This window comes from Campylobacter peloridis LMG 23910 (assembly GCF_000816785.1).
Classification (GTDB): Bacteria; Campylobacterota; Campylobacteria; order Campylobacterales; family Campylobacteraceae; genus Campylobacter_D; species Campylobacter_D peloridis.
In genome coordinates this window covers 1,376,134-1,400,113 of the sequence record NZ_CP007766.1, presented here as the reverse complement: position 1 = coordinate 1,400,113, position 23,980 = coordinate 1,376,134, and the positions used below count along the sequence as shown (strand labels likewise).

Below are 23,980 nucleotides of genomic sequence, written 5' to 3'. Positions count from 1 at the left end.
CCTTGTTAAAAAAAATCAAATAATTGTTTTGCAATGTTAATTTTATCAAATTCTTTTGCACGCAAAAAAGCTTTTTGTCTATAATTTATTTTTAATTCTTCATCATTGCACATTTTTTCTAAACCTTCTTGCATAGCTTTTTCATCATCTACTTTTACTAAAAGTCCAAATTCATCATCTAAGAATAATTCCCTTGCACCGCTTTTATGATCAGTACAAACAACCGCGCAAGAGCAAGCCAAACATTCAATCAATACATTTGAAAATCCTTCAAAACTCGAAGCAAAGGCAAAAAATTCACATTTACTCATGTATTTATAAGGATTTTTATCAAAACCCAGTAAAAAGACTTTATCTTTTAAATTTAAAGTTTCTATTAAAGCTAAAAGCTCATCTTTTAAAATACCTTCGCCTAAAATGACTAATTTTAAATCAGTTTTAACCTTAGTATAAGCTCTTATAAGCATAGCATGATTTTTACCATGATCAAGCCTACCAACGCTTAATATAAAAGGTTCTTTAAAATCTATTTCTTCTTTGGATTTTTTTAAGATATTTTCTAAATCTATAGCATTGTATAAAATATCACATTTTTTAGCTTCTACATTGAAATTTTGTATCAAATCTTCTTTATTTCCTACAGAATTTGCTAAGATTAAATCTGCTTTATTATAAAGTTTTTTTATAAGAAATTTATTGATAAAAGAATTTAAATTATTATGCTTATAAATCACGCTTGGAGTAGTGCATTCATTGATGATAAGAGTTGAGTTAAGGCCTAGAGATTTTGCCATTAAAGCGATATAATTAGGCCTATTTAAAAATACAAATTGTAAATTGATTTTTAAATCCTCACAAAGCTTTTTGTATTTTATAGCTAGTAAGGGTAGCTTTAAGAATTTAGCCAAATTGCTTTCATTTGGGTTTGATTTTTCAAGGTAGTGGATATTTACTTCGGGAATATCATATGATATTTTATCATTCATTAAAATCAAATGTATTTCGTATTTTAAATTTAAAATCGGAAGTAAAGTTGAAACGACTCTTTCAGCACCGCCACTTCCTAAAGAATATATAAAAATTGCTAATTTCTTCATCATTTAACCCTTATTTCGTTAATTAAGTCAAGCCATTTTTTTACCACATTAGCTACTTCATAGTCTTTACATCTTTTTTGTGCATTTAGTGCTAATTCTTTTCTTAAATTTTCATTTTGCATTAAAAGTGTGAGTTTCTCACTTAAAGCTTTATCATCATTTAAGTCTATTAAAAATCCATCTTCGCCATCATTGATTAAATCTTTATGAGCACTTATATATTTAGTGCTAATGCGTGCTACTTGAAAATATAAACTTTCGAGTAAAATCGTTGGCAAGCCTTCTATAAAGGAGCAAAGGCAAATTATTTTTGCTTTTTTATAAAGCTCTTGCATATTTTCAACTTTACCTAAAAAATTAACTTTGATATTTAAATTTTTAGCTTCTTGTTCTAAATCTTGTCTTAACTCCCCATCACCTGCTATAAAAAAATTGTATTGGTTTTTTAAATTTGTATCTAATCTTGCTATGGCTTTTAAAAACATGGATGCATTTTTATTTTGATCAAGTCTGCCTACAAAGATGACATTATTTTCTTTTTCTAAATTTTCTTTTATAGGCTTAAAATGGCAAGGATTTGGCATATTAATAACTTTTTTTACAAAGTTTTCATAGTATTTTTTATCATCATTACTAAGCACGGTTAGAGCGTTTGCATGAGAAAAGCTTATGCGACGCAAAAATTTCCAAATTTTAGATTTTAAATAAGTATAAGAACTATGTTCGCTAATGATTAAAGGAGTGTTTGAACCCTTATTTGCCCAAATACAAGCAATATTAGTTGTATCTAAAAATGAGATGAAAACATCGCTTTTGTGGTCTTTAAGCGCTTGTTTTAGGGCTTTAAATTTTTTAATGCGTGAGGCTATTTTATTATAAAGAGTAGAAAAATCAAACTGCTTTAAAGTAAAAAGTTTTATTTTAGGATCAAGCTTATAAAAAGAATCTTCTTTATGGAATTTAATAATACTAACTTCATGATTTTTACAAAGTTCATTAGCTAATGTTGCCAAAACTCTTTCAGCACCACCTGAATTTAAAGTGGCAATAATAAAAGTAATTTTCATTGTTTTTCTTTCAAACTAAGTTTGCCATGGCTTACCTCAAAGACTCTATCACAGCCTTGTATGGTTGAGAGTCTATGAGCAATGATGATTAAAGTTTTATTTTTAGAAATTTTATAAATTTCTTCCATGATTTTTGCTTCACTTTCTTGATCAAGTGCACTAGTTGCTTCATCTAAAACCAAGATTTCAGGTTGCTGGTAAAGTGCTCTTGCTATGGCTATTCTTTGTCTTTGACCTCCGCTTAAAAACGAACCTGAATCACCTACTTTAGTATGTACTCCATTTTCAAGTGAATTTACAAAATTTTCAAGATTAGCTTGTTTGATAACTTTTTGTAAAAGTTTTTCATCAATTTCTTCGCCAAAACTAATATTTTTAGCAATAGAATCATTAAAAAGATAAATTTGTTGAGGTATGTAGCCAATTTTGCTTCTAAAACTTTTTAAATTGTTTTCGTTTAATTTAATCCCATCGACATAAATAGCACCATCACTTGGTTTTAAAAGTCCTATAATAAGATCAACCAAAGTGCTTTTGCCACTCCCGCTTTTTCCTATAAAGGCAATTTTTTCATTTTTTTTAAGTATGAAATTTAAATTTTTAAATAAATTTTTCTTGCCTTTGTAAGCAAAAAATAAATTTTTTAATTCTATTTTTTGATGAAAGTGGATATTTTCATTGCCTAGTTTTTCTTCTTTTTCATTGAGAATGTTATAGATTATATCAAGAGAATTTTTATAATAAGTGATTTCATTATAACTTGTAATGATACGATTTGCACTTGGCATAAGTCTATAAAGTGCCACTACGAAAATGGTAATAGTCGCTAGGATAGATGAAATATCACTTTCATATTTTAAAACTAAATACACTACGATAAAACAAAGCATACAAAAGGCTATGCCTTCAAGATAAATTCTAGGTATGCTTGACATACTTTCATTGCTGATATTTGCTTTAGCAAAAAGTCCGCTTTGAATTTCATAAAGTTTTTGCGTGCTTTGTTCTTTGGTTTTGAGTTTAATAATTTTAAAATTATTCAAATTTGCATTTAAAATTTCAAAATAATTTTTCATCGCTTCTTCTCTAGCTATGGAAGCTTTTTTTACTAGGGGTGAGAGAATTTTAATCAAAATAAAAGCATTTAAAAGCAAAAAAGCACTTAAAGCTAGGGTGATTTTATAGTTTATAATTAGCAATAAAGTATAAAGTAAAAATACAACAAAACTTTCACTTAGCATAAGCAAAAATGCACTTATTAGTGTGCTTAAATGAAATACTTCTTGAGTAATAGTTTTTAAAAGTTCTGATTGGCTTTTATCGGTAAAATTTTCATACTCAAGATGTAAATATTTGTTGAAAATTCGACAAGCAATGCTATGATAACGTCCTTTAGAAAAGCGTGCAAGCAAATGAAAATAAAAGGCATTTAAAAAAGCTCTAAAAATATAAAAAGCGATTAATATACAGCCAAAATAAGCAATAATTTTATAACTTGGTAAATTTAAATACTCATATATAGGCTTAAAATAAGAACTTTTTTCTAAAAGCTCAAAATTGCTTGCTACTGAGACAAAAGGCATGATCAAAGAAATAGCAAAGCTTTCTATAAATCCTATAAAAATAGAAAAAATTAGTAAAGCAAATAAAAATCTTTTATCATGAGCATTGAGTATGAAAAAAAGTTTTTTTAACACTGCTTTTCCCACTCATAAGCACTTTTGCAGATTAACTCTAAATCATCGTATTTTGGCTTCCATGAAGTTAAGCTTCTAATTTTATTAGCATTTGAAATAAGCACAGAAGGATCGCCTGCTCTTTTTGGTGCAATTTCAACTTTAAAATCAACCCCACTAACCTTTTTCATAGCAGTAATAACTTCTTTTACGCTAAAGCCATGCCCATAGCCAACATTAAAAATATTGCTTTCATTGTTTTCTAAATATTCTAAAGCAGCTAAATGTGCACTTGAAATATCATCAACATGGATAAAATCTCTAATGCAAGTTCCATCTTTAGTATTATAATCATCTCCAAAAATATAAAGTTTTTCTCTTTTTCCTGTGGCTACTTCAGCAGCAACTTTTATAAGTAAAGTAGCCTTTGGATAGCGTTGTCCTATAGGATAACTCATACAAGCACCCGCTACATTAAAATACCTTAAAATGCAGTATTTAAATTCAGGATTTGCCATGTTTGCATCTTGTAAGACTTTTTCACTCATTAATTTACTTTGTCCATAAGGATTAATAGGTGCTAGAGGACTTTCTTCACTAACAACGGGAGTATCTGGCTCACCATAAGTAGCTGCAGTTGATGAAAAAATGAATTTTTTAACCCCTGTTTCTAAACATGTTTGGATTAAATTACTGGTATTTGCAGTATTATTCATATAGTATTTTAAAGGATTTTCCATACTCTCAGGCACTTCAATACTAGCTGCAAAATGCACGATTGCATCAAATTTTTCTTGCTCAAAAAGCTTTTTAACCCCTGCATAATCGCTTAAATCTTGCTCAAAAAATTTAAAAGATCTGATTTTAGAAAGTTCATCTAAACTTTTTTTGCTACCTTTTGAAAGATTATCTAAAACACAAATTTCATGATTTGTTTCTAAAAATTGTTTTAAAGTATGAGAGCCTATATAACCTGCACCGCCAGTGATTAAAATTTTCATTTTTATCCTTTTTGTGATATTTAATAATAGTTATTTTAATATACTTTTCTTAATTAATTTAAAACTTGCTCTTTTCTTTTTCTATAGCCTCTAAAAATGGTTTTTGATAGCTTTTTTCGCTATGTTTTTGCAAAAGCTCATCTTTAAAATGTTCTAAAATATTAAGATAATCTTCATGGGTTAAATTGCCTTTAATAAGTTCGTATTTTAAAAATAACATATAGGTGTTTAATACATCACTCTCACAATATTCATGAATTTTTTCTAGTTTATTTTCATAAAAAAGCTCTAATACTTCATTTCCATGTACATCGTATTTTCCAGGAAGTCCTGCCATAGCACAAAGTATGTCGAGTTTAAAGCCTTTTTGCCCAAAACTTCCTAAAGATTCTAATAAATCACAATGTTTATTTTCCATAAATTTGCTTTTGTAATTGTTCCATTTATCGCTTGCGTCCAAATAAGCACTTGCGTTTATATTGTATTTTAGCGCTCTTAAAACAAGTAAGGGCATATCATAGCTTTTGCCATTAAAGCTCACTAAACGGGGTTGGTGTTTTTCGATGAAGGTAAAAAATTCTTCTAGCATTTGTTTTTCATTTTCACCTTTGATTTTATTGACTTTGATGAAATTTCCAAATTTATCTGCAATTACTGCACAAATGCTTACAACTTTATGAAAAGACAAAGGTAAAAACTCGCTTCCGCTTTCTTCTTTTTGTCTTTCTAAAGCTTGCTTACTAATGCTTAAATCATCACCACTAAAACCATAAACATGCTTAGCAAGCTCAACATCAACAATACTCTCGCAATCAAAAACACAAATATATTCTTGCATGATAAACCTTTTTTTAAAAAAATCTTTGTTAAAATCATAACAGAAAATTCAAAAATAAAGTAGCATATGAAAATAGGTTTGGTTAAATTATCCGCACTTGGAGATATCATCCATGCTGTAATTGTTTTGCAATTTATAAAAAAACATTGTCCTAAGGCAAGTATTGATTGGTTTGTGGATGCAAAATTTGCAGGATTATTACAAGATCATCCAATGATTAATGAAGTATATGCCCTGCCTTTAAAAGATAGAAAATTCAAAGAAGTTTTTGCTATGCTTTTTGAGGCAAGACAAAATAAATATGATGTTGTGATTGATTTGCAAGGCTTGATTAAATCAGCATTAGTAAGTAGATTTTTATGTGCAAATACTTTTGGTTTTGATCAAGAAAGTATAAAAGAAAGTTTTGCAAGTAATTTTTATACGCATAAATTTGCGTGTAATTATGAAGAAAATATTATCGTGCGTAATCTTTCTTTGGTAGCTTATGTATTAAATGAGCATTTTGACCATAGTGATATAGAGTTAAAACAAAGTTGTTTTAGTATAGATGATGAGCTAAAAGAAGAGTTAGAGCAAAGGCTTTCTTTAAATGAAAGCACACCTAATATACTTATACATGTAGGATCGTCTATGCTTAATAAAATTTATCCAAAAGAGCGTTTGATACTACTTTGTAGAATGCTTTTAGAGCATTTTACTAGTGCAAAAATCATACTTGGCTGGGGTAATGTGAAGGAATTTAATTTTGCTAAAGATATAATTTTAAATTTAAAACATTTAAAAATAGAACTTGCGCCAAAATTAAGCCTAAGTGAGCTTTGTGCTTTAACTAAGGCAAGTGATTTGATTATCGGGAATGATAGCGGACCAACTCATTTAGCTTTTGCACTAAATAAACCTTCTATAACGATTTTTGGTGCTACTCCTAGTCAAAGAAATGCTTATGAAACAAATATTAATAAAACAATCAATGCAGGTAAAAAAATACTGCATTCAAAACATATAGATAAGAGTGATTTTTGCATACAAAATATTGATGAAAAAGATATTTTTAAACTTGCTTGTGAGCTTTTAGAAAAATGATAAATTATGTGTATTTAAGCCTTTTTTATATTTTAAAAGTGCTTGTGAAGATTTTACCCTCAAAGCTTTTAAACTCTTTTGCAAATTTGGTTGCTTTAATTACTTATAAATTAAACTATAGACACCGCAAAATCATTGATATAAACTTAAAAATTTGTTTTCCTGAAAAAGATCAAAAATGGCGTGATGAAACTAGCCTTAATATCTATAAAAATTTTGCTAAATTTGGGATTGATTTTATCAAAAATCAAAATGCAAGCAAAGAAGAAATTATCAATAAAATTTGCTTTGATGATGAGGAGCAAATTTTAAATATAATGCAAAGTAAAAAGCCTTTGATCGTAACTACGGCTCATTATGGTAACTGGGAGCTTTTGGCTTTGTCTTTTGGGGCTAAATTTCAAGGAATTTCTATAGTTGGAAGAGCGCTTGATAGTATGATAATGGATAAAATTTTAAGCAAAAATCGCACGCAATTTAACATAGAGCTTATAGAAAAAAAAGGCGGGCTTAAAAAAATGCTAAAAGCCTTAAAAGAAGGTAGATCGCTTGGAATTTTAACCGATCAAGATGCAGTAGATAATGAAAGCATAAAAATAAAGTATTTTAATCAAGATGTGAATTTCATAGCAGGTGCAAGTGTGCTTGCTAAAAAAACACAAGCTATGATTTTACCTTGTTTTGTGTATCAAAAAGATGAGAAATTTTTTGTAAAAACTTTTAAGGCTTTAGATGCAAGTAAGGCAAGTGTAGAAGAGCTTACAAAATACCAAGCAAAATGTTGTGAAGAGATGATTAAATTTAAACCTGATGAGTATTTTTTCTTTCATAAGAGATTTAAAAGATACAATCATGAGTTGTATTTGTAGGATATAAAATGGATTTAAAACAAATTAGCGTGATAATGATAGTTAAAAACGCACAAAAGACTTTAAGGGCTTGTTTGGAGTCTTTGAAAGAATTTGGCGAGATAGTTTTAATAGAAAATGATAGCAATGATGATACTTTGAAAATCGCTTATGAATTTAGTAAAAGTTATAAAAATATCAAGATTTATCAGCATAAATTTATAGGCTTTGGGCCTTTGAAAAATTTAGCCATAAGCTATGCTAGTAATGATTGGATTTTTAATATTGATGCAGATGAGCTTGCTAAGAAAGAATTTTTGCAAGAATTAGAGCAGATTGAAGTTAGTAAAGAAAATATCATAGCTTTACCAAGAGAAAATTTATATGATGGAGAGTGGATTAAAGCTTGTGGGTGGTGGCCTGATTATATAATGCGAGTGTTTAATAAAACCCATACTAGTTTTAATGAAAATTTGGTGCATGAGAGTTTGATTTTACATGAAGATAGCAAAAAGATTAAGTTGCAAAATGGTTTGAGGCATTTTGCATTTGATGATATCGATGGTTTGCTAGATAAGCTTCAAAAATATTCTAAGCTTTGGGCTTTGCAAAATTTACATAAAGAAAGTAGTGTTTGTAAGGCTTTGTTAAGAGGAATTTGGACTTTTTTTAGAAATTACATTTTAAAAAAGGGAATTTTTTATGGCTATAAAGGCTTTATCATAAGTACTTGCAATGCTTTGGGAGCTTTTTTTAAATATATGAAATTATATGAGCTAAAAAGGCAAAAGCCAAAAACTTGTGCTTTAATCATTACAACTTATAATCAAAAAGAAAGACTTGCTTTGGTGCTTGATAGCGTTAAAAACTTAGAGCCTTTGCCAGATGAGGTTTTGATAGCAGATGATGGAAGCAAAGAAGATACAGCTAAGCTTATACAAGCTTATCAAAAAGATTTTCCTTGTAAGTTAGAGCATATTTGGCAAGAAGATGAGGGGTTTCGTGCCGCAGCAAGTCGCAATAAAGCAATCAGAGCTTCAAATAGTGAATATATTGTTTTAATCGATGGGGATATGATTTTAGAAAAAAACTTTATCAAAGATCATTTAAAATTTGCTAGTTTAAAAACCATCTTGCAAGGCTCAAGAACTATTTTAAACGAAAAAGAAAGCAAAGAACTTTTAAGCAAAAATGATTTTAGCTTGGCTTTTAATAAAAAGGGTTTTAAAAATCAAAGAAGCGTTTTTTTAGCTAAATGTGTATATAAATTTTCAAAGCTAACTAAGAAGTTTTTTAAAAAATCACAACTTGTTAAAGGTAGTAAAACTTGCAATATGAGTTTTTATAAAAGTGATTTTGAAGCTATTAAAGGATTTAATGAAAAATTTATAGGCTGGGGCAGAGAAGATAGCGAGTTTGTGGCTAGATTTTTATTTAATGATGGAGTGTTTAAAAGGCTTAAATTTAATGCCTTAGCTTATCATATTTACCATGAAGAAAATAGCAAAAATATGCTTGAGATTAATCATCAAATTTATCTTGAAACTATAAAAAATGAAAAAGTGACTTGGAGATAAAGTATGAAAAAAGTAGGCGTAGTAATCCCCATATACAATGTAGAAAAATATTTAAAAGAATGTTTAGATAGTGTAATTAATCAAAGCTATACTAACTTAGAAATCATATTAGTAAATGATGGCAGCACTGATGAAAACTCATTTAACATAGCAAAAGAATACACTTTAAAAGATAAAAGAATAACTCTTTTTGATAAAAAAAATGGTGGTTTAAGCAGTGCTAGAAATGTAGGTATAGAATTTTTTTATGGCGAATATGAAATACAATATACCGAAAAAGAAAATGAATTAAATATTTTTAAGATTGTTGGTAATAATCCACAAAATATTTATAAAATTTATAAGCATAAAAATGCTTTAGTGAATGATAAACTAGAAATTCCAAAGATTGATTATATTATCTTTTTAGATTCTGATAATTATTGGGAATTAAGCTGCATAGAAGAATGCGTTGTAAGAATGCAAAATGTAGATGTATTGTGGTTTGATCATGCATGTATTTATGATGATGGTATAGAAGATAAGGGTCAAAAGACAAGGATGAATATTTTTAATTTTACTCAAGAATGCATTATCACTCCAAAAGACTATGCCAAGCAGGCTATAAAAGTAGGTTCTAGAGATATTTCATTTAGTTGGGGTGGTATGATAGAATTTTCATTTTTAAAACAATTAAAACTTAAATTCATCAATAAAATCATTAATGAAGATATACATTTTGGTATGGTTTTATTTAGCTGTGCTAATAGTATTTATATTTTTCCTAAAAGATTGTATTTATGTCGTTTGAGAGCAAATAGTATATCAAATCATGATAAAAAAGTTACAAAGGCAAATGTATCAGAGTATTTTAAAGATTTATATGAATTTTTTGGAGAAAATGCTAAAGAGGCAAAAAACTATTTAAAAGCAGCAAGTAGGATGACAACAGCTTTAGAGTTGATAGAATTTTTTAAAGATCAAAAAAGCGAAAATGCATTAGCTATAAAAGAGACTTTTTTGCCTTTTTATGTAAAAAAGGCTTTGATGATTAAAAAATTTAAAAAAGATCCTTTAAATTTAAAGGAAAAATTACCTATTATCATACCATATATTAAAACAAGAATTCCTTATGATCTTTGGAAGTTTTGGCAAAAAATAAAAGGTATTTTTAGATAAAATCAACTTTGTAAGATGATTTTATCTATCATTGAATCTTTTTTTATGGATTTAAAATGCGTGAGTTTGTGTAAAAAACTTTGTTTTTGAATTTCTTCCCAAAGAGCTGGATTAAATTTTTCTTTGGCGTTAAATTGTAATAAATGGCATTCTATATCGCTCATATTTTTATAAACATCATTTGTAAAGCCATGTTCTTTTAAAAGTTCAAAGGTGATATGCAGTGCAAAATAATAGTGATTTTCATTTGATTGCTCATTTTTCCAATAATTTATTAAAATATCTTTTAAAGCTTGAATAAAAGTATTGCTTGCTTTTGCTATCATAAAACTACTTAGCATTTTAACTTTAAAATCATCATTCCAGTTAAAATACCCATAAGAAAAATATCCACTTTTAATAAATTCTTCTAATTTTTCTTTGCAAGGTTTTGTTTTTGATCTTTCAAAGGTAAAAAAATCTTTATTGCAAAGCTCACTAGGAATTTTAGAGCTTAAAAATATACTTGCATCACACCATATACCACCATAAGTTGCAAGCAAACATACTCTTAAAAGATCTGAAAAAAAAGTTATAGTTTTTTCTCCAAAAAAATTATTTTCTAATTTTTCTATAACAAATGGTGGAAAATCAAGGTAATCTTTTATATTATCTTTATCTAAAATGATGATTGTGTAGTCATCTTTCATTTGACTTTGTATCGAGTTAAAGCATTGTTGTATCATAGGCGAAGCTTGATCTTTACCTTGGTACCAAAATTGCCAAATGATTTTATCATTTTCAAAGTAATGTTTTTTTTCAAAATCAAAATGAGAAATTTTTTCTTCTAAAAAAGGATTAATATAATTAATTAAAAGATAACTAGCTACTTTAGGGTGTTCTAACTTATACTGGATATGATTTCTTAATTTTCTTCTTGTTGATTTTATGGGTATAAATGAGCTTAATTTTTTTGTTAAAGTATTATAAATTAAAGAATTGTTTTGTTGTGTTTGCATATATATTCCTAAAAAGTTTTTTGATATAATATCAAAAATAATTAAGGTTATGTATTTATGAAAAAAGTAGGCGTAGTAATCCCCATATACAATGTAGAAAAATATTTAAAAGAATGTTTAGATAGTGTAATTAATCAAAGCTATACTAACTTAGAAATCATACTAGTAAATGATGGCAGCACTGATGAAAACTCACTCAATATCGCAAAAGAATACACCCTAAAAGATAAAAGAATCACTCTTTTTGATAAAAAAAATGGAGGGTTAAGTACAGCTAGAAATGTAGGTATAGAATATTTTAGTGGAGAATATAAACTCAAAAATAAAACTCAAGCTATAAAAGAAAATTCTTTAATAGAATTTAATATAGAAGGTAATAATCCTTATGAAATATACACTATATATAAAAGTTATAAAGCTTTTAATGATGAACAAGATTTAACTAGCTTTACTTATCCTGGTATAGATTATATTATCTTTTTAGATTCTGATGATTATTGGGAATTAAACTGCATAGAAGAATGTGTTTCTAGAATGGATGGGGTAGATGTGGTGTGGTTTGATAGTATTGAATATCATGATATGGAAGAAAGTTATTTTAAGTATCATAGTCGTTTAAAAGATATTGATATAAAAAAAGAATGCAGAATAAATCCTATAGAGTGGCTTAAGTTTCTAAGGAAAAATAAAATAAAAGATTTTGCTTTTGCTTGGAGTGGTATGATTAATTTTGATTATATGAAAGACAAAAAAATGAAATTTAGAGACTATATTTTTGCTGAAGATCATTTATTTGGAATTTTGCTTTTTTCACAAGCTAAGAGTATTTATGTTTATCCTAAAGTATTTTATTATTATAGAATTCGAGCAAATTCTTTGACAAATCAAGATAAAAAAATTACTAAAGATAATATACTTCCATATTTTAAAGATATATTTATTGCATTTGAAGAAAATGCAACTTTGGCAAAAGAGTATTTTAAATGTGCTAGTTGGGTGCAAACTAGTTTAGAATTAGTGCGATTTATAGAAAATTATCATGATAAAGAAATTTCTTCATTGTTAAAAAATGCTATCTTATATTTTTATATCAAAAATGCATTTAAGGTTGAAAAATTTAGCAAAGATCCTTTATATGTTAAAGAGAAACTTAAAAAATTAAAGCCCTATAAGATATCAAAAATCCAATATAAAATATTCAGACTATTACCAAATTTTATTAAAAAATAAGATTATTTCTTTAAATGTCTAATGTATAATGTGGTTTAGTATTTTTAGGTTTTTTATAGATTGTTGTATATTTTTTAAAGGAAGTTTTTTAGTTTTTATTATCAAAAAATACATAAAGTTTCTCTTTTTAGCTGCATTGATATAAAAAAACTTTCTTAGTTAAGCAAAGTAATATAGTTTTGAAATTAGTTCTTTATGATATATTCTATATGTAAAGCGAAGATTACATTTATTTAGCATAATTGTTTTAAAAACTACTATGATCCAAGTAAAAGCAAAATTATATATTTATTTTTATAAGAATTTCAATGCTTTTGTTTGCAAGAAATGTTTTATTAAAACAGAAAGTATTATTCATTGCTTTTTTAGAAATTTTTCAAAATTATAAACATAAATATCTAAATCTTTTTCTATTATCTGTTTTATATAAAGTTTTATGCAATTATCTAAAAAATAATCATCATAATTTAAAAAATGTGTTATATAATTTGGTAATTCTTAAACTAATAAATTATTTATATTTTATATATTTGTTTTTGTGTATCTTTTTGAATTTGTATAAAATTTAATTTTATAGTTTCTTTATTAATTATTTTTGTATTTTTATTAGAGGTATGAGTTGAGGTAAAAGAGATTATATCTTGTTCTTTATCATCTTCAAAAAAGTTTCTAAGTTTAGGTCTTTTTATAAATTCTAATCCCATAATTATATATCGGTGTAGTAATGGAAATTAAAGGATTATTTTTGTATATTCTTTAAAACTAAAAAATTAACAAACTTATAATATTTTTGTAGAATTTGTTTATTAATTATTTTTTTATATTTATATACAACATAACAATACTTTAATCTATCATATTTTATTTTTCTATTTAATCTATTTATTTTTAATTGAATAATTATAGTTTTTAAAAATATGAGTATATTTTTACTTATATGTTTATTGTATTTTAAATATGAGGATAAAAAATTAATAACTTCCTTTTCATCATCTAAATTCTTTTGAATTTTTATTATATCGTTGGTATTGGTAGAGCTTTCGTAATTTTGGTAATAATGATATATATGTAGTGAACTGGTAGCTATTTTTTTACAATTTAAAATTATAAAAAAATATATTAATGCATCTTCTGCCATAGTTAATCTTATATTTAGATTTTCTGTATATATAAATGCTTTTTTATATATATCTACTTTAATTATTTTTGAACAAAGATTCCAATGACAAGTATTTTTTTTATTTAAAATATATTTGCAATAATTATTTATAGAAAAAAGATTATCTTCCAAAAAAATATCTTTTTTAATGCCATCACAAGTATCATATATAAAATTAAACCATATAAAATCTAATTCATTGTTTAACAATGTTGCACATTGTTCACAAGCATTTAATTCCAAATAATCATCAGGATCTAAAAACATGATATAGGGGGAAGTTGCTACTTTAACACCTTCATATCTTGCTTTTAGTAATCCTAAATTTTCTTTATTATGTAATATACTAATTCTTTTATCATTGCTGGCATATTCTTTAGCTATCTCTATACTTTTATCGCTTCCACAATCATCTACTATAATGATTTCTATATCTTTAAAACTTTGATTTATACAACTTTCTAATGCTCTGGCAATATACTTTTCTACATTATAGGTTGGTAGTATGATAGAAATTTTTGACACAATAAACCTTTTCAAAAGTAATTTGTAATATAATTATATTATATTTTTAACTCTTGGAGATAAATGTGAAAATTCTAATTATAGATATAGATATAACCTTAAAAGGAGGTGTTTCTAGGGTTGTAAGCAATTTAGCAAATTGCTTATCAAAAATGTATCAAGTTGATATACTTAGCGTTTATAGAAAAAATGAATTATTTTTTGATCTTGATGAAGAAATCAATGTGTATTTTTTAAATAATAAATACTTCCATTACATAAACAAAGATATGTATAGAAAATATAAAAAAAATATTCTATTATATACATTATTTAAATTCATATTTAAATATAAATGTTTTTGTGAAATGATAAAAAACATATTTCAAAATAGAAAGATAAAAAAACTTATTTTAAAATATGATATAGTGATTAATAATAATTATTTTTTACTTAATAAATCAACTATTAAAAATTCTAAATCTATTCAAATTATGCATGGTAATTTTATATATTATTCCAAAGATTTATTAAGAAAGTTGAAATATTTCGATACCTTAACTGTTTTATCCAATAAACAAATTAAAGAATGGGAAAAATATCATAAAAATATTCATGTCATACCAAATTTTTTACATTTTATTTCAGATAAAAATACAAATTATGAACAAAAAAACATATTAAGTATAGGAAGATTCACGCAAAATGATGAAAAAGGCTTTTTAAGATTAATTGATATTTGGGAAATAATTCAAAAAAATGAAAAATATAAAAATTGGACTTTAACTATAGTTGGAGAAGGTGAAAATAAAATAAATATAGAACAAAAAATAAAGAATAAAAATTTAAAAAATATAATATTAAAACCTTTTACAAAAGAAATAGAAAAAGAATATTTAAATGCTAGCATTTATGCAATGTGTAGTTATTATGAAGGATTTCCTATGGTATTAATAGAAAGTGCTAGTTATGGACTGCCAAGCATAGCTTTTGATATAGATACTGGACCTAGCGATATAATAGAAAATGAAAAAAGTGGTTTTTTGATAGAAGATAATAACTTAAATGAATTTGCAAATAAACTTTGCATTTTAATGAATGATGAAAATCTAAGAAAAACTTATGGAGAAAATGCTAAAAATATAGTCAAATCAAAATTTAGCAAAGAAGTTATAATGAAAAAATGGGAAAATATACTTAATTAAATATTGTTTTTGAAAATTCTTTTAGGATGTCTTATATAGTATTTTACTTTAAAAATAAAATAATATCTATCTTTAAAAGTAAATTTATAATCTAATTCTTTTATCAAATCTTGCATATTGTGTTTTTTTAGTAATTGTCCATAAATTCCTTTTTTATAAAAATAATTTTTATTTATATTATAAGTATTCCACATTTCTGAAAATAAATGTAAAAATGGTTGTTTATCATCATAGATAGCATTATTTTTTATAAAATCTTTTGCTTTTGGCCAAGGAATTTGACAAGTTTTTTTATAATCCCAAGAATAATTTTCTAAATTATATTTTTTTACTTGTTCTGCTAAAAACCATGGTCCAATTATTCCCCACTTAATTAATTTTTGATTATTTATTATGTTTTTAGCTTGTATTATTAAATTTTTACCAAATTCACTTTCTTTTGGAAATTTTAAAAAAGAAGTTGTGATTCTTGATTTATTTTCATCATTATCTATTTCTTGAGAAAATATATAATCTTGTTCTAAATTTATATTATTTAAACATATCATATCAAGATCAACCCATACCCCCCCCCGCTTATACAACATATTAAATCTAAAATAGTCACTAAATGCAGCTACTCCAGCACTTCTATCATCACTAAAATAATTTTCAAAAGGTATTATTTCATTTGCATCTTTTAATTCAAAATCATCAAAAATTTCATTTAATTTATTAAAAATTTTATCATCTAAATTATAAGTATAAAGTATAAATTTATATCCATTATCTATAAAAGATTTTATAGATAAAAGCTCCATTAAACCTATACCTTTATATCCTTTAGGTGTATACCAAAAACTACTGATTTCTTGTTTCATTTCTACTCCTTAAAGCATCAATCTCTTGTTCTAAATTTTCAAATATTTTTTCATTAAATTCTTCACATTGAAAATTATTTGAAATTTGCTTTATAAGCTCAAAACTTCTTTTTTTATCCATATAATTTTGCCATAAAATTTCTTTATTTTTATTTTCATATCTTCCAAATTCATTAAATTCATAATGATAAAAGCACTTTTTTGAAACAAAAAAATTCTCACAAAAAACAAAATTTACATAATTAAAAAGCACATCTTCTCCATAACAAAGCTTTTCTTTTATATTGAAAAATTCAAAAATTTCAAGCAAAATTTCTTTTTTATAAAGCTTAGCCCAAACACTCCAGCAAAAATGCTTTTGATTAAGCAAAAATTCCAAAAATTCATTTTTTTTAAAACACTCATCATTTTTAAATCTATAAAATTTTTTAAATTTTACTCTATGAACATAAGCATCAAAAATTATCATATCCACTTTGTTTTCAAGCATTGTATTTATAGCCAACTCACACGCATTTAATTCTAAATAATCATCAGGATCTAAAAACATTATAAATTCTGAATTTGAATTTAATACTCCTATATTTCTACTTGCAAAAGTTCCTAGATTTTTTTCATTATGTATTATTTTAATTCTTTTATCTTTTTTAGCATATTCTTTTGCTATATTTATACTTTTATCACTTCCAAAATCATCTACTACAATTATTTCTATATCTTTAAAGCTTTGATTTATACAGCTATTTAATGCTCTTGCTATGTATTTTTCTACATTATATGTTGGAAGTATTATTGAAATTTTACTCATTTTAACTCTTTGAAATTTATGTTAAAATTATATCTTTTTTAAGGAAAATCATGAATATTTTTATCAACCTTCCTACTTGGCTTGGAGATAGCGTTATGGCTAGTGCGGCTATTTATGCTATAAAAGAAAAATACCCCGAAGCTAAATTTATGTTTTATGGTTCTTTTGTAAGCACAGAGCTTTTTAAACGCTTTGAAAACGCCCAAGTTTTAGTGGAAAATAAAAAACAAAGATACAAGCAAATTTTGCAAGCTAGAAAAAGCCTTGGTGAATTTGATTTAGCTTTTTCGTTTCGCTCGGCATTTTCAAGTAAGATTATCTTAAATTTAATCAAAGCCAAAAAAAGATTTTATTTTGACAAAAACACTTTAAAAGAAGAACATCAAGTCTTAAAATACTTAAATTTCATAGAAAAAGCCTTAAATTTTAAAGCCACTTCAAATGCTTTAAAACTCCCTATTAAAGCAAAATCAACTCAAAAAATTTTAGGTATAAACCCAGGCGCACATTTTGGAAGTGCAAAAAGATGGGAAGCAAGTTATTTTGCAAGGGTAGCAAAAGAATTTAGCTCAACTCATAAAATTTTAATCTTTGGAGTAAAAAGTGAGAGAGAAATTTGCGATAGCATAGAAAATTTATTATTAAAAGATGGTATAAAAGCTAAAAATTTATGCGGAAAAACCAGCATTTTTACTCTTTGTAAAAATATATCTATGCTTGATTTACTCATCACAAATGATAGCGGGCCTATGCATATAGGTGCAGTTTATGGGGTAAAAACCATAGCTATTTTTGGCTCGACTAAATTCAGCCAAACATCACCTTGGCAAGAAAATGCTACAATAGCGCATTTAAATTTAGCTTGTATGCCTTGTATGCAAAAAATTTGTCCTTTAAAACATCATAAATGCATGAAAGATTTAAAACCTGCTATGGTGATAAATTTAGCAAAAGAATTGCAAAAAATATAAAATTTTATTTTTACATTATAAAAACCCTTGCAAAAGCTTGATAAATGTGTTAAACTTTAAAAATCATTATTTTAACAAGGAGCTTTTTATGACTAAAGCAGAATTTATTACTCAAGTTGCTCAAACTTCAGGGCTAACTAAAAAAGACGCAACTGCAGCTACTGATGCAGTGATTGCTACTATTACTGATGTTTTAGCAAAAGGTGATAGCATTAGTTTTATAGGTTTTGGTACTTTTTCTGTAGCTGAAAGAGCTGCTAGAGAAGCTAGAGTTCCAAGCACTGGTGCTAAAATCAAAATCCCTGCTACTAAAGTTGCTAAATTTAAAGCAGGTAAAAATCTTAAAGATGCAGTTGCTGCTGCAAAAGCTGCTAAAAAAGCTAAAAAATAATTCTTTAATTTACGCAAAAGCTAAAAACTTTTGCGTAAATTCTTCATTATAAAACATTAATTTTCTTTTGATATTGTTTCAAAAATATTAAAAGGAATGATATGCAAATTTACAATAGCATTTTAGATTGTATAGGTAATACCCCAATTATTTCCTTAAAAGAATTTGCTTCTAATCTTTATGGCAAATGTGAATATTTCAATCCAAGTCATTCTATAAAAGATAGAGCAGCTATAGAGATGATAAAACAAGCACTAGATAATGGCGATATCAATCAAGAAACTACTATCATAGAAGCAACTAGTGGGAATACCGGTATAGCCTTAGCGATGATTTGTGCGAGTTTAAAATTAAAATTAGTTATAGTTATGCCTGAATCTATGAGTATAGAGCGTAGAAAGATGATGAGTTTTTTTGGTGCAAATTTAGAACTTACTCAACCAAGTAAAGGTATGCAAGGAGCACTTGATAGAGCTAATGAGCTTTTAAAACAAATTCCAAATTCTTTTATGGTAAGTCAGTTTGAAAATATAAACAATAAAAATGCACATAAGAAAAATACAGCTTTAGAAATTTTAAATACTTTACCAGATGTTGATATCTTTGTTGCAGGTTTTGGAACAGGTGGAACAATTAGTGGGGTAGCAGAGGTATTAAAAGAAAAAAATCCTCAAATTCAAATTATTGCCATAGAGCCAGCATCTTCTCCACTTTTGAGTCAAAATATAGCATCAAGTCATAAAATTCAAGGCATAGGGGCAAATTTTATCCCTAAAATTTTAAATCAAAAAATCATAGATGAAATAATTTGTGTAAGTAATGATGATGCTATAAATACAGCCTTAGATCTTGGAAAAATTGGGGTAATGGCAGGGATTTCAAGTGGAGCAAATGTATATGTTGGAGCACAAATTGCAAAAGCAAATCCTAATAAAAAAGTTTTAACAATGCTAAATGATACAGCAGAAAGATATTTATCAACTGATTTGTTTTTAAATTTATAGGAGTGATTAATGATTCAAAATAATGAGCATTTTGATTTAGATTTAGAAAGAGCAATTTTAAGTTCTTGTATTTATAGTGAGGATTCTTTTTTTAGTATTTCTTCGGATATTGAGATAAACGATTTTTCACTTAAGGCGCATCAAGATATATATAAAGCTATTTTAGCTTGTGTAAATGCTGGTGAGCCAATAAGTGCTAGTTTTATTAAAAAACATAAAAAAATTGATGAGCAAATTTTAAATGAAGTTTTGGCTACTACTTCTATCGCAGATGTTAGTAAATATGCTCAAGAATTAAAAGAAAAATCCATAAGACGCCAACTTTTAAATTTTGCCTATACCATACCAACAAGGGTTAATGAAGATAAAAGCATTTCACAAATTTCTGATGAAATAGGTAAGGAAATTTTTAATCTTACTAATCGTATAAATAGTAATAGTATTAAAGATGTAACCATGGTTATGTCTGAATTAATGGAGGAATTTAAAAAATTGAAAGAATCTGAAAATAAAGATATTTTAGGACTTGATACAGGTTTTAGTGAGCTTAATAAAATGACAAAAGGTTTTAAGCCAGGTGATCTTGTTATTGTGGCTGCAAGACCTGGCATGGGAAAAACTACAATTTGTTTAAATTTTATTGAAAAAACTTTAAGACAAAACAAAGGCGTTGTGATGTTTTCTTTAGAAATGCCAGCAACACAAATCATGCAAAGATTGATTAGTGCAAAAACTTCTATACCTTTGCAAAAAATACTCATAGCAGACTTAAATGATGATGAATGGAGTAGGGTGGGTGATGCTTGTAATGAGTATGCGCAAAAAAATTTATATATTTATGATAGTGGTTATGCAAGTATAGCTGATATTCGCTCAATTTTAAGAAAAATCAAAGCTCAAGATGAAAGTATAGAACTTTGTGTGGTTGATTATATAGGTCTTATGATGAGTAATTCTACATTTAGTGATAGGCATTTGCAAGTTAGTGAAATTTCAAGAGGTTTAAAACTTTTAGCAAGAGAATTAAATATGCCAGTTGTAGCTCTTTCTCAGCTTAATCGCTCACTAGAAAGCAGAGCTAATAAACGCCCTATGCTTAGTGATTTAAGAGAGAGTGGAGCTATAGAGCAAGATGCAGATACAATTTTATTTGTTTATAGAGATGAGGTTTATAGAGAGCAAGAGGAAAAAGAGCGGGAAAACAAAGCAAAAAATGAAGGAAAAACTTATGAAAGAAAATTTATGCCAAATCCTGTTCAAGAGAAAGCTGAGCTTATTATAGGTAAAAATAGAAACGGACCAGTAGGACATGTGGATTTGTTATTTTTAAAAGAAAAATCTTGTTTTATTGAAGCACCTAAAGAAGAAGAATTTGTGGTTACCAACTTTGAAACCTAATTTAAAGGGTAACCATAGGTTTTATGCATAAAAAGTTCTAAGTCTTTAAAGTCTATTTTACCCATTAATTCTTCAACAAATTGTTTATAGACTATTTTTCCATCTTTTACTACAAATGCAGCCCTTGCTAAAAGTCCTGCAAAAATACTCTCTCCAATTAGTGTTCCATATTTTAAACCAAATTCTTTAAAAGCAAAATCACTTGCTACTATGATATTACTAATTCCTTCGGTTGCACAAAATCTATCAGCCGCAAAAGGTAAATCCATGCTTATAATGATAACTTCTATATTTTTCATAGAAGCAAGTCTTTTATTTGTTTCTTTTGCCTGTTTAGAACAAACAGGGGTGTCTAAACTTGGCATAGATAATAAAATTTGTGTTTTTCCAGGAGGTGCGATTTCAACAGGAGCTAAATTCTTTGTTTTTAAAGTAAGTCTTGGGGCTTCATCACCTACTTCTAGTTCATCACCTAATAAAGGAATATCTTTTTCTTTATATTTTATATTTATCACTTTTTCTCCTTATAGTAATATCATTTTTGCTAAGAGCAAAAAGCTAAAAAAACCAAGCCCATCAGTGATTGCAGTGATAACTACACTTGAACCAACTGCAGGGTCTATCTTAAATTTTTTTAAAGTTAAGGGCACAAAAGAACCCACAAAACCAGCTAAAGCTAAGTTAATTAGCATGGATAAAGCTATAACAACTCCTAGCATAGCTGTTTTAAACCATATAAAAGCTATTATACTCATTATAATAGCAAATGTAAATCCATTTAATAAAGAAATTCCACTCTCTCTTAAAATAACTTTTTTAGCATCTTTAAAATCAACTTCATTTAAAGATAATTTACGCACGGTTACAGCTAAAGCTTGCGAACCTGTATTGCCGCCCATAGAAGCTACTATAGGCATTAAAATAGCTAATGCAACAAGTTGTTCTATTTCTCCTGAAAAAAGACTTATGATATTAGCTGAAATTAGTGAAGTAGTAAGATTGATTAATAACCAAAAAGCTCTAGCTTTAGCTGCTTTAAAAGCACTTTCTTCTTCAACATCAGCATCTACTCCGGCTAAGTTATAAATTTGCTCAGTTGCATTTTCTTGAATAAGATCATGGATATCATCATAAGTAATTCTTCCTAAAAGTATTCCATCATCATTTATAACAGCCAAAACACTTAAATCATAATCTTCAACCATATTAATGGCTTTTTGTATATCATCATAATCTTTTACATAGTAACTTTTGTATTTTTCATGATTATTTTTTATAATATCTGCAAAACTAAGCTTAAAATCCCATAGTAAAAGATCACTTAAATTGATAGAATTACAAAGCTTGCCCTTTTCATCTACAATATATACTTGAAAAATTTGATCTACTTGTCCAGAATGTTTTAAAATCCTATATCTTTTAATCGCTTTTTCTATACTTTCATTGATAAAAGCAGTGAAAAATTCAGTTTGCATATATGCACCAGCTGTATTTTCATCATAATTTTTAAGGCGTAAGATTTCTTCTTTATCTTCTGAACTTAAGCGGTTTAAAATAGCTAGGGTTTTTTGTGGATTTAATTCTTCAAAACGCTTGATTAAGTCAGTTGCATCATCACTTTCTAGTTCTTCTACGGCTTTGGCAATTTTAATTATGCTTAGGTGTTCTAAAATATCTTCTAATATATATTCAGAAGTGATTATAGCTACATTAGCTAAGGTTGTAACATCAAAAGTTTTAATAGTTTGTAAAAAAAGTTCTTCATTGTATCTTTTGATGGTTTTTAATGCCTCATTGATATCATAATAATTTTGACTACTAGAAATGTTTTTTAAAAGTTCTTGTGCTTTTAAAAAATCATTAGGCATTTTAAAGCTCCATGTAATTTTCTACATTTTGTTCTTTAGATGGATTTTTAAAATCTTCTCCTACATTCTTTAAGCGTTCTTGGTAATCTTTAGCTATTTTTAAAAATTCTTCTTTGTTTTTTCCACTTAAGCTTGATTTTGGAATTTTTACTATAGTTTCAGGGTTAATTGCTTTATTGTTTAGATAAAGTCCAAAATGCAAATGTGGCCCTGTGCTCATTCCGGTTGAACCTACATAGGCAATTACTTGCCCTTGTTTAACTTTTTGGCCACGCTTGATTTTTGCAAAACGACTAAGATGAGCGTATAAAGTCATATAACCTGAGACATGTTTAACTTGAACTACTTTACCATAACCGCCTTTATTGCCTACAAAACTAATGATTCCATCTCCAGCACTTTTAACGGGTGTTCCAGTAGGTGCAGCATAGTCAATGCCTAAGTGTGCTCTATATCGTTTTAAAATAGGATGATATCTTGCTCTAGTGAAGCGATCTGAAATTCTTGTATATTTTACGGGTTTTGTTAAAAAGAAATTTTCAAGTTCCTTTCCTTGTGCATTATAGTAAGAATCTTTATACAAAAATACAGAATATTCTTTACCTCTTATATTAGCTAGTGCTGCATTAATATTTATATCACCAAAAAGCTTTCCCAGTCTTCTTTTTTGCTCATAAATTAATACTACACTATCTCCTTTTTTCACATTTTTAAAATTTACACTATTTTTAAATGCTCTTACCATAGCTCTTGCTAAAGTAACACTCCCGCTTTCATCGTAGACATCTTGATAAGCAGAGTTATTAATACTTACGCGTATAGTTCTTTTTTCTTTTATATATGATATAGGAGTAAAATTTAAAACAAATTTATTATCCATATTTTTGAAAATATGAATTTGCAAATCATCACTTATTGGGATTAAAACTTGCTCAAGTTCTCCTTGATCATCTTTTAACATCTGATATTTTATGCCACTTACAATCTCTGCGCTTAATTCTTTATCTTCTGTATCAAGATTGTAATATAAATTAAGAGGGATAGAATGATCTTGTAAAAAATCAAGTAGAGTTTTTCCATTTTCCCATGAAAGCTCTTCAACGCTTGATATAGCAAAAAGTTTTATACTAATAAGTAAAGATATTATAATTTTTTTCATGTTAGTTTATTAAGCCTTCTTTGAAATATAAATTTGTATTTTACTTAATTTTTCTTACAATTTTGTAAGGAAAAAAC

22 protein-coding genes and 1 pseudogene are annotated in these 23,980 nt (G+C 26.8%); 10 read left to right on the top strand and 13 right to left on the bottom strand.

Going from position 1 to position 23,980, the window contains the following annotated elements:
* Window positions 1–5 precede the first annotated feature (5 nt).
* The 5 genes from pglJ to CPEL_RS06820 are packed head-to-tail and all read right to left on the bottom strand — an operon-like array spanning window position 6 to window position 5,679.
* Entirely contained in the window at window positions 6–1,097 is a 1,092-nt protein-coding gene (pglJ, locus tag CPEL_RS06840) for an N-acetylgalactosamine-N,N'-diacetylbacillosaminyl-diphospho-undecaprenol 4-alpha-N-acetylgalactosaminyltransferase (RefSeq protein WP_044599184.1), read from the bottom strand.
* Window positions 1,097–2,164, bottom strand: a complete 1,068-nt coding sequence (pglH, locus tag CPEL_RS06835; protein ID WP_044599183.1) for a GalNAc-alpha-(1->4)-GalNAc-alpha-(1->3)-diNAcBac-PP-undecaprenol alpha-1,4-N-acetyl-D-galactosaminyltransferase — start codon at window positions 2,162–2,164, stop codon at window positions 1,097–1,099. Before pglH ends, pglJ begins: the two co-directional genes overlap by 1 nt.
* Window positions 2,161–3,861, bottom strand: a complete 1,701-nt coding sequence (pglK, locus tag CPEL_RS06830; protein ID WP_044599583.1) for a BC-type lipopolysaccharide transporter PglK — start codon at window positions 3,859–3,861, stop codon at window positions 2,161–2,163. The genes pglH and pglK overlap by 4 nt, the downstream gene beginning before the upstream one ends.
* On the bottom strand, window positions 3,855–4,841 hold the full coding sequence (galE, locus tag CPEL_RS06825) for a UDP-glucose 4-epimerase GalE (protein WP_044599182.1): 987 nt from the start codon (window positions 4,839–4,841) through the stop codon (window positions 3,855–3,857). Before galE ends, pglK begins: the two co-directional genes overlap by 7 nt.
* Window positions 4,842–4,899: 58 nt before the next feature.
* Entirely contained in the window at window positions 4,900–5,679 is a 780-nt protein-coding gene (locus CPEL_RS06820; protein WP_044599181.1) for a 3'-5' exonuclease, read from the bottom strand.
* 66 nt (window positions 5,680–5,745) lie between these two features.
* Between CPEL_RS06820 and waaC the strand changes: the two genes are divergently transcribed.
* From waaC to CPEL_RS06800, 4 genes and pseudogenes are all read left to right on the top strand, one after another.
* Window positions 5,746–6,765: a lipopolysaccharide heptosyltransferase I gene (gene waaC, locus CPEL_RS06815; protein ID WP_044599180.1), complete on the top strand. Its 1,020-nt coding sequence runs from the start codon at window positions 5,746–5,748 to the stop codon at window positions 6,763–6,765.
* Window positions 6,762–7,634: a lipid A biosynthesis lauroyl acyltransferase gene (locus CPEL_RS06810; protein WP_044599179.1), complete on the top strand. Its 873-nt coding sequence runs from the start codon at window positions 6,762–6,764 to the stop codon at window positions 7,632–7,634. Before waaC ends, CPEL_RS06810 begins: the two co-directional genes overlap by 4 nt.
* A gap of 8 nt (window positions 7,635–7,642) precedes the next feature.
* On the top strand, window positions 7,643–9,190 hold the full coding sequence (locus CPEL_RS06805; RefSeq protein ID WP_044599178.1) for a glycosyltransferase family 2 protein: 1,548 nt from the start codon (window positions 7,643–7,645) through the stop codon (window positions 9,188–9,190).
* A 3-nt stretch (window positions 9,191–9,193) separates the two neighbouring features.
* Window positions 9,194–10,367 (top strand): annotated as a pseudogene (locus CPEL_RS06800) (glycosyltransferase family 2 protein).
* Here CPEL_RS06800 and CPEL_RS06795 read toward each other — a convergent pair.
* On the bottom strand, window positions 10,351–11,346 hold the full coding sequence (locus CPEL_RS06795) for a capsular polysaccharide synthesis protein (protein WP_044599176.1): 996 nt from the start codon (window positions 11,344–11,346) through the stop codon (window positions 10,351–10,353). The pseudogene CPEL_RS06800 and the gene CPEL_RS06795 overlap by 17 nt on opposite strands.
* Before the next feature lie 57 nt (window positions 11,347–11,403).
* Between CPEL_RS06795 and CPEL_RS06790 the strand changes: the two genes are divergently transcribed.
* On the top strand, window positions 11,404–12,576 hold the full coding sequence (locus tag CPEL_RS06790; protein WP_044599175.1) for a glycosyltransferase family 2 protein: 1,173 nt from the start codon (window positions 11,404–11,406) through the stop codon (window positions 12,574–12,576).
* Window positions 12,577–13,091: 515 nt separating this feature from the next.
* Here CPEL_RS06790 and CPEL_RS06785 read toward each other — a convergent pair.
* A complete protein-coding gene (locus CPEL_RS06785; RefSeq protein WP_044599174.1) occupies window positions 13,092–13,280 on the bottom strand; it encodes a hypothetical protein in 189 nt (62 codons plus the stop codon).
* A 35-nt stretch (window positions 13,281–13,315) separates the two neighbouring features.
* Window positions 13,316–14,260, bottom strand: a complete 945-nt coding sequence (locus CPEL_RS06780) for a glycosyltransferase family 2 protein (RefSeq protein WP_044599173.1) — start codon at window positions 14,258–14,260, stop codon at window positions 13,316–13,318.
* 65 nt (window positions 14,261–14,325) lie between these two features.
* Here CPEL_RS06780 and CPEL_RS06775 point away from each other — a divergent pair, with 65 nt between their 5' ends.
* Window positions 14,326–15,444 (top strand): glycosyltransferase family 4 protein, encoded by a 1,119-nt coding sequence (locus tag CPEL_RS06775; RefSeq protein WP_044599172.1) that lies wholly within the window; start codon window positions 14,326–14,328, stop codon window positions 15,442–15,444.
* On the opposite strand, the gene CPEL_RS06770 is transcribed toward CPEL_RS06775, so the two are convergent.
* Window positions 15,441–16,304, bottom strand: a complete 864-nt coding sequence (locus CPEL_RS06770) for a glycosyltransferase (RefSeq protein WP_044599171.1) — start codon at window positions 16,302–16,304, stop codon at window positions 15,441–15,443. The two genes, CPEL_RS06775 and CPEL_RS06770, sit on opposite strands and share 4 nt — an antisense overlap.
* Window positions 16,285–17,112 (bottom strand): glycosyltransferase family 2 protein, encoded by an 828-nt coding sequence (locus CPEL_RS06765; protein ID WP_044599170.1) that lies wholly within the window; start codon window positions 17,110–17,112, stop codon window positions 16,285–16,287. Before CPEL_RS06765 ends, CPEL_RS06770 begins: the two co-directional genes overlap by 20 nt.
* 50 nt (window positions 17,113–17,162) lie before the next feature.
* On the opposite strand from CPEL_RS06765, the gene waaF reads away from it, so the two are divergent.
* The 4 genes from waaF to CPEL_RS06745 all read left to right on the top strand — a co-directional run bounded on the left by waaF (window position 17,163) and on the right by CPEL_RS06745 (window position 20,876).
* Complete coding sequence (gene waaF / locus CPEL_RS06760; RefSeq protein ID WP_044599169.1) at window positions 17,163–18,083, top strand: lipopolysaccharide heptosyltransferase II; 921 nt, start codon at window positions 17,163–17,165, stop codon at window positions 18,081–18,083.
* A gap of 88 nt (window positions 18,084–18,171) precedes the next feature.
* Window positions 18,172–18,474, top strand: a complete 303-nt coding sequence (locus tag CPEL_RS06755) for an HU family DNA-binding protein (RefSeq protein WP_044599168.1) — start codon at window positions 18,172–18,174, stop codon at window positions 18,472–18,474.
* A 101-nt stretch (window positions 18,475–18,575) separates the two neighbouring features.
* Window positions 18,576–19,478, top strand: a complete 903-nt coding sequence (gene cysK, locus CPEL_RS06750; RefSeq protein ID WP_044599167.1) for a cysteine synthase A — start codon at window positions 18,576–18,578, stop codon at window positions 19,476–19,478.
* Between the two features lie 9 nt (window positions 19,479–19,487).
* Entirely contained in the window at window positions 19,488–20,876 is a 1,389-nt protein-coding gene (locus CPEL_RS06745; protein WP_044599166.1) for a replicative DNA helicase, read from the top strand.
* Here the strand turns inward: CPEL_RS06745 and tpx are convergent.
* From tpx to CPEL_RS06730, 3 genes are read right to left on the bottom strand one after another with little or no spacing between them, the layout of a single operon-like run.
* Window positions 20,873–21,391, bottom strand: coding sequence for a thiol peroxidase (gene tpx, locus CPEL_RS06740; RefSeq protein WP_044599165.1), 519 nt, complete (start codon window positions 21,389–21,391; stop codon window positions 20,873–20,875). The genes CPEL_RS06745 and tpx overlap by 4 nt on opposite strands.
* A gap of 9 nt (window positions 21,392–21,400) precedes the next feature.
* Window positions 21,401–22,744, bottom strand: coding sequence for a magnesium transporter (gene mgtE / locus CPEL_RS06735; RefSeq protein WP_044599164.1), 1,344 nt, complete (start codon window positions 22,742–22,744; stop codon window positions 21,401–21,403).
* 1 nt (window position 22,745) lies between these two features.
* On the bottom strand, window positions 22,746–23,903 hold the full coding sequence (locus CPEL_RS06730; RefSeq protein WP_044599163.1) for a peptidoglycan DD-metalloendopeptidase family protein: 1,158 nt from the start codon (window positions 23,901–23,903) through the stop codon (window positions 22,746–22,748).
* Window positions 23,904–23,980: the final 77 nt, after the last annotated feature.

Excerpts from the sequence above, each read along its gene's own strand:
- pglJ (WP_044599184.1), bottom strand. The coding sequence starts at position 1,097 with ATGAAGAAATTAGCAATTTTTATATATTCTTTAGGAAGTGGCGGTGCT.
- pglH (WP_044599183.1), bottom strand. The coding sequence starts at position 2,164 with ATGAAAATTACTTTTATTATTGCCACTTTAAATTCAGGTGGTGCTGAA.
- galE (WP_044599182.1), bottom strand. The coding sequence starts at position 4,841 with ATGAAAATTTTAATCACTGGCGGTGCAGGTTATATAGGCTCTCATACT.
- CPEL_RS06820 (WP_044599181.1), bottom strand. The coding sequence starts at position 5,679 with ATGCAAGAATATATTTGTGTTTTTGATTGCGAGAGTATTGTTGATGTT.
- waaC (WP_044599180.1), top strand. The coding sequence starts at position 5,746 with ATGAAAATAGGTTTGGTTAAATTATCCGCACTTGGAGATATCATCCAT.
- CPEL_RS06810 (WP_044599179.1), top strand. The coding sequence starts at position 6,762 with ATGATAAATTATGTGTATTTAAGCCTTTTTTATATTTTAAAAGTGCTT.
- CPEL_RS06805 (WP_044599178.1), top strand. The coding sequence starts at position 7,643 with ATGGATTTAAAACAAATTAGCGTGATAATGATAGTTAAAAACGCACAA.
- CPEL_RS06795 (WP_044599176.1), bottom strand. The coding sequence starts at position 11,346 with ATGCAAACACAACAAAACAATTCTTTAATTTATAATACTTTAACAAAA.
- CPEL_RS06790 (WP_044599175.1), top strand. The coding sequence starts at position 11,404 with ATGAAAAAAGTAGGCGTAGTAATCCCCATATACAATGTAGAAAAATAT.
- CPEL_RS06785 (WP_044599174.1), bottom strand. The coding sequence starts at position 13,280 with ATGGGATTAGAATTTATAAAAAGACCTAAACTTAGAAACTTTTTTGAA.
- CPEL_RS06770 (WP_044599171.1), bottom strand. The coding sequence starts at position 16,304 with ATGAAACAAGAAATCAGTAGTTTTTGGTATACACCTAAAGGATATAAA.
- CPEL_RS06765 (WP_044599170.1), bottom strand. The coding sequence starts at position 17,112 with ATGAGTAAAATTTCAATAATACTTCCAACATATAATGTAGAAAAATAC.
- waaF (WP_044599169.1), top strand. The coding sequence starts at position 17,163 with ATGAATATTTTTATCAACCTTCCTACTTGGCTTGGAGATAGCGTTATG.
- CPEL_RS06755 (WP_044599168.1), top strand. The coding sequence starts at position 18,172 with ATGACTAAAGCAGAATTTATTACTCAAGTTGCTCAAACTTCAGGGCTA.
- cysK (WP_044599167.1), top strand. The coding sequence starts at position 18,576 with ATGCAAATTTACAATAGCATTTTAGATTGTATAGGTAATACCCCAATT.
- CPEL_RS06745 (WP_044599166.1), top strand. The coding sequence starts at position 19,488 with ATGATTCAAAATAATGAGCATTTTGATTTAGATTTAGAAAGAGCAATT.
- mgtE (WP_044599164.1), bottom strand. The coding sequence starts at position 22,744 with ATGCCTAATGATTTTTTAAAAGCACAAGAACTTTTAAAAAACATTTCT.
- CPEL_RS06730 (WP_044599163.1), bottom strand. The coding sequence starts at position 23,903 with ATGAAAAAAATTATAATATCTTTACTTATTAGTATAAAACTTTTTGCT.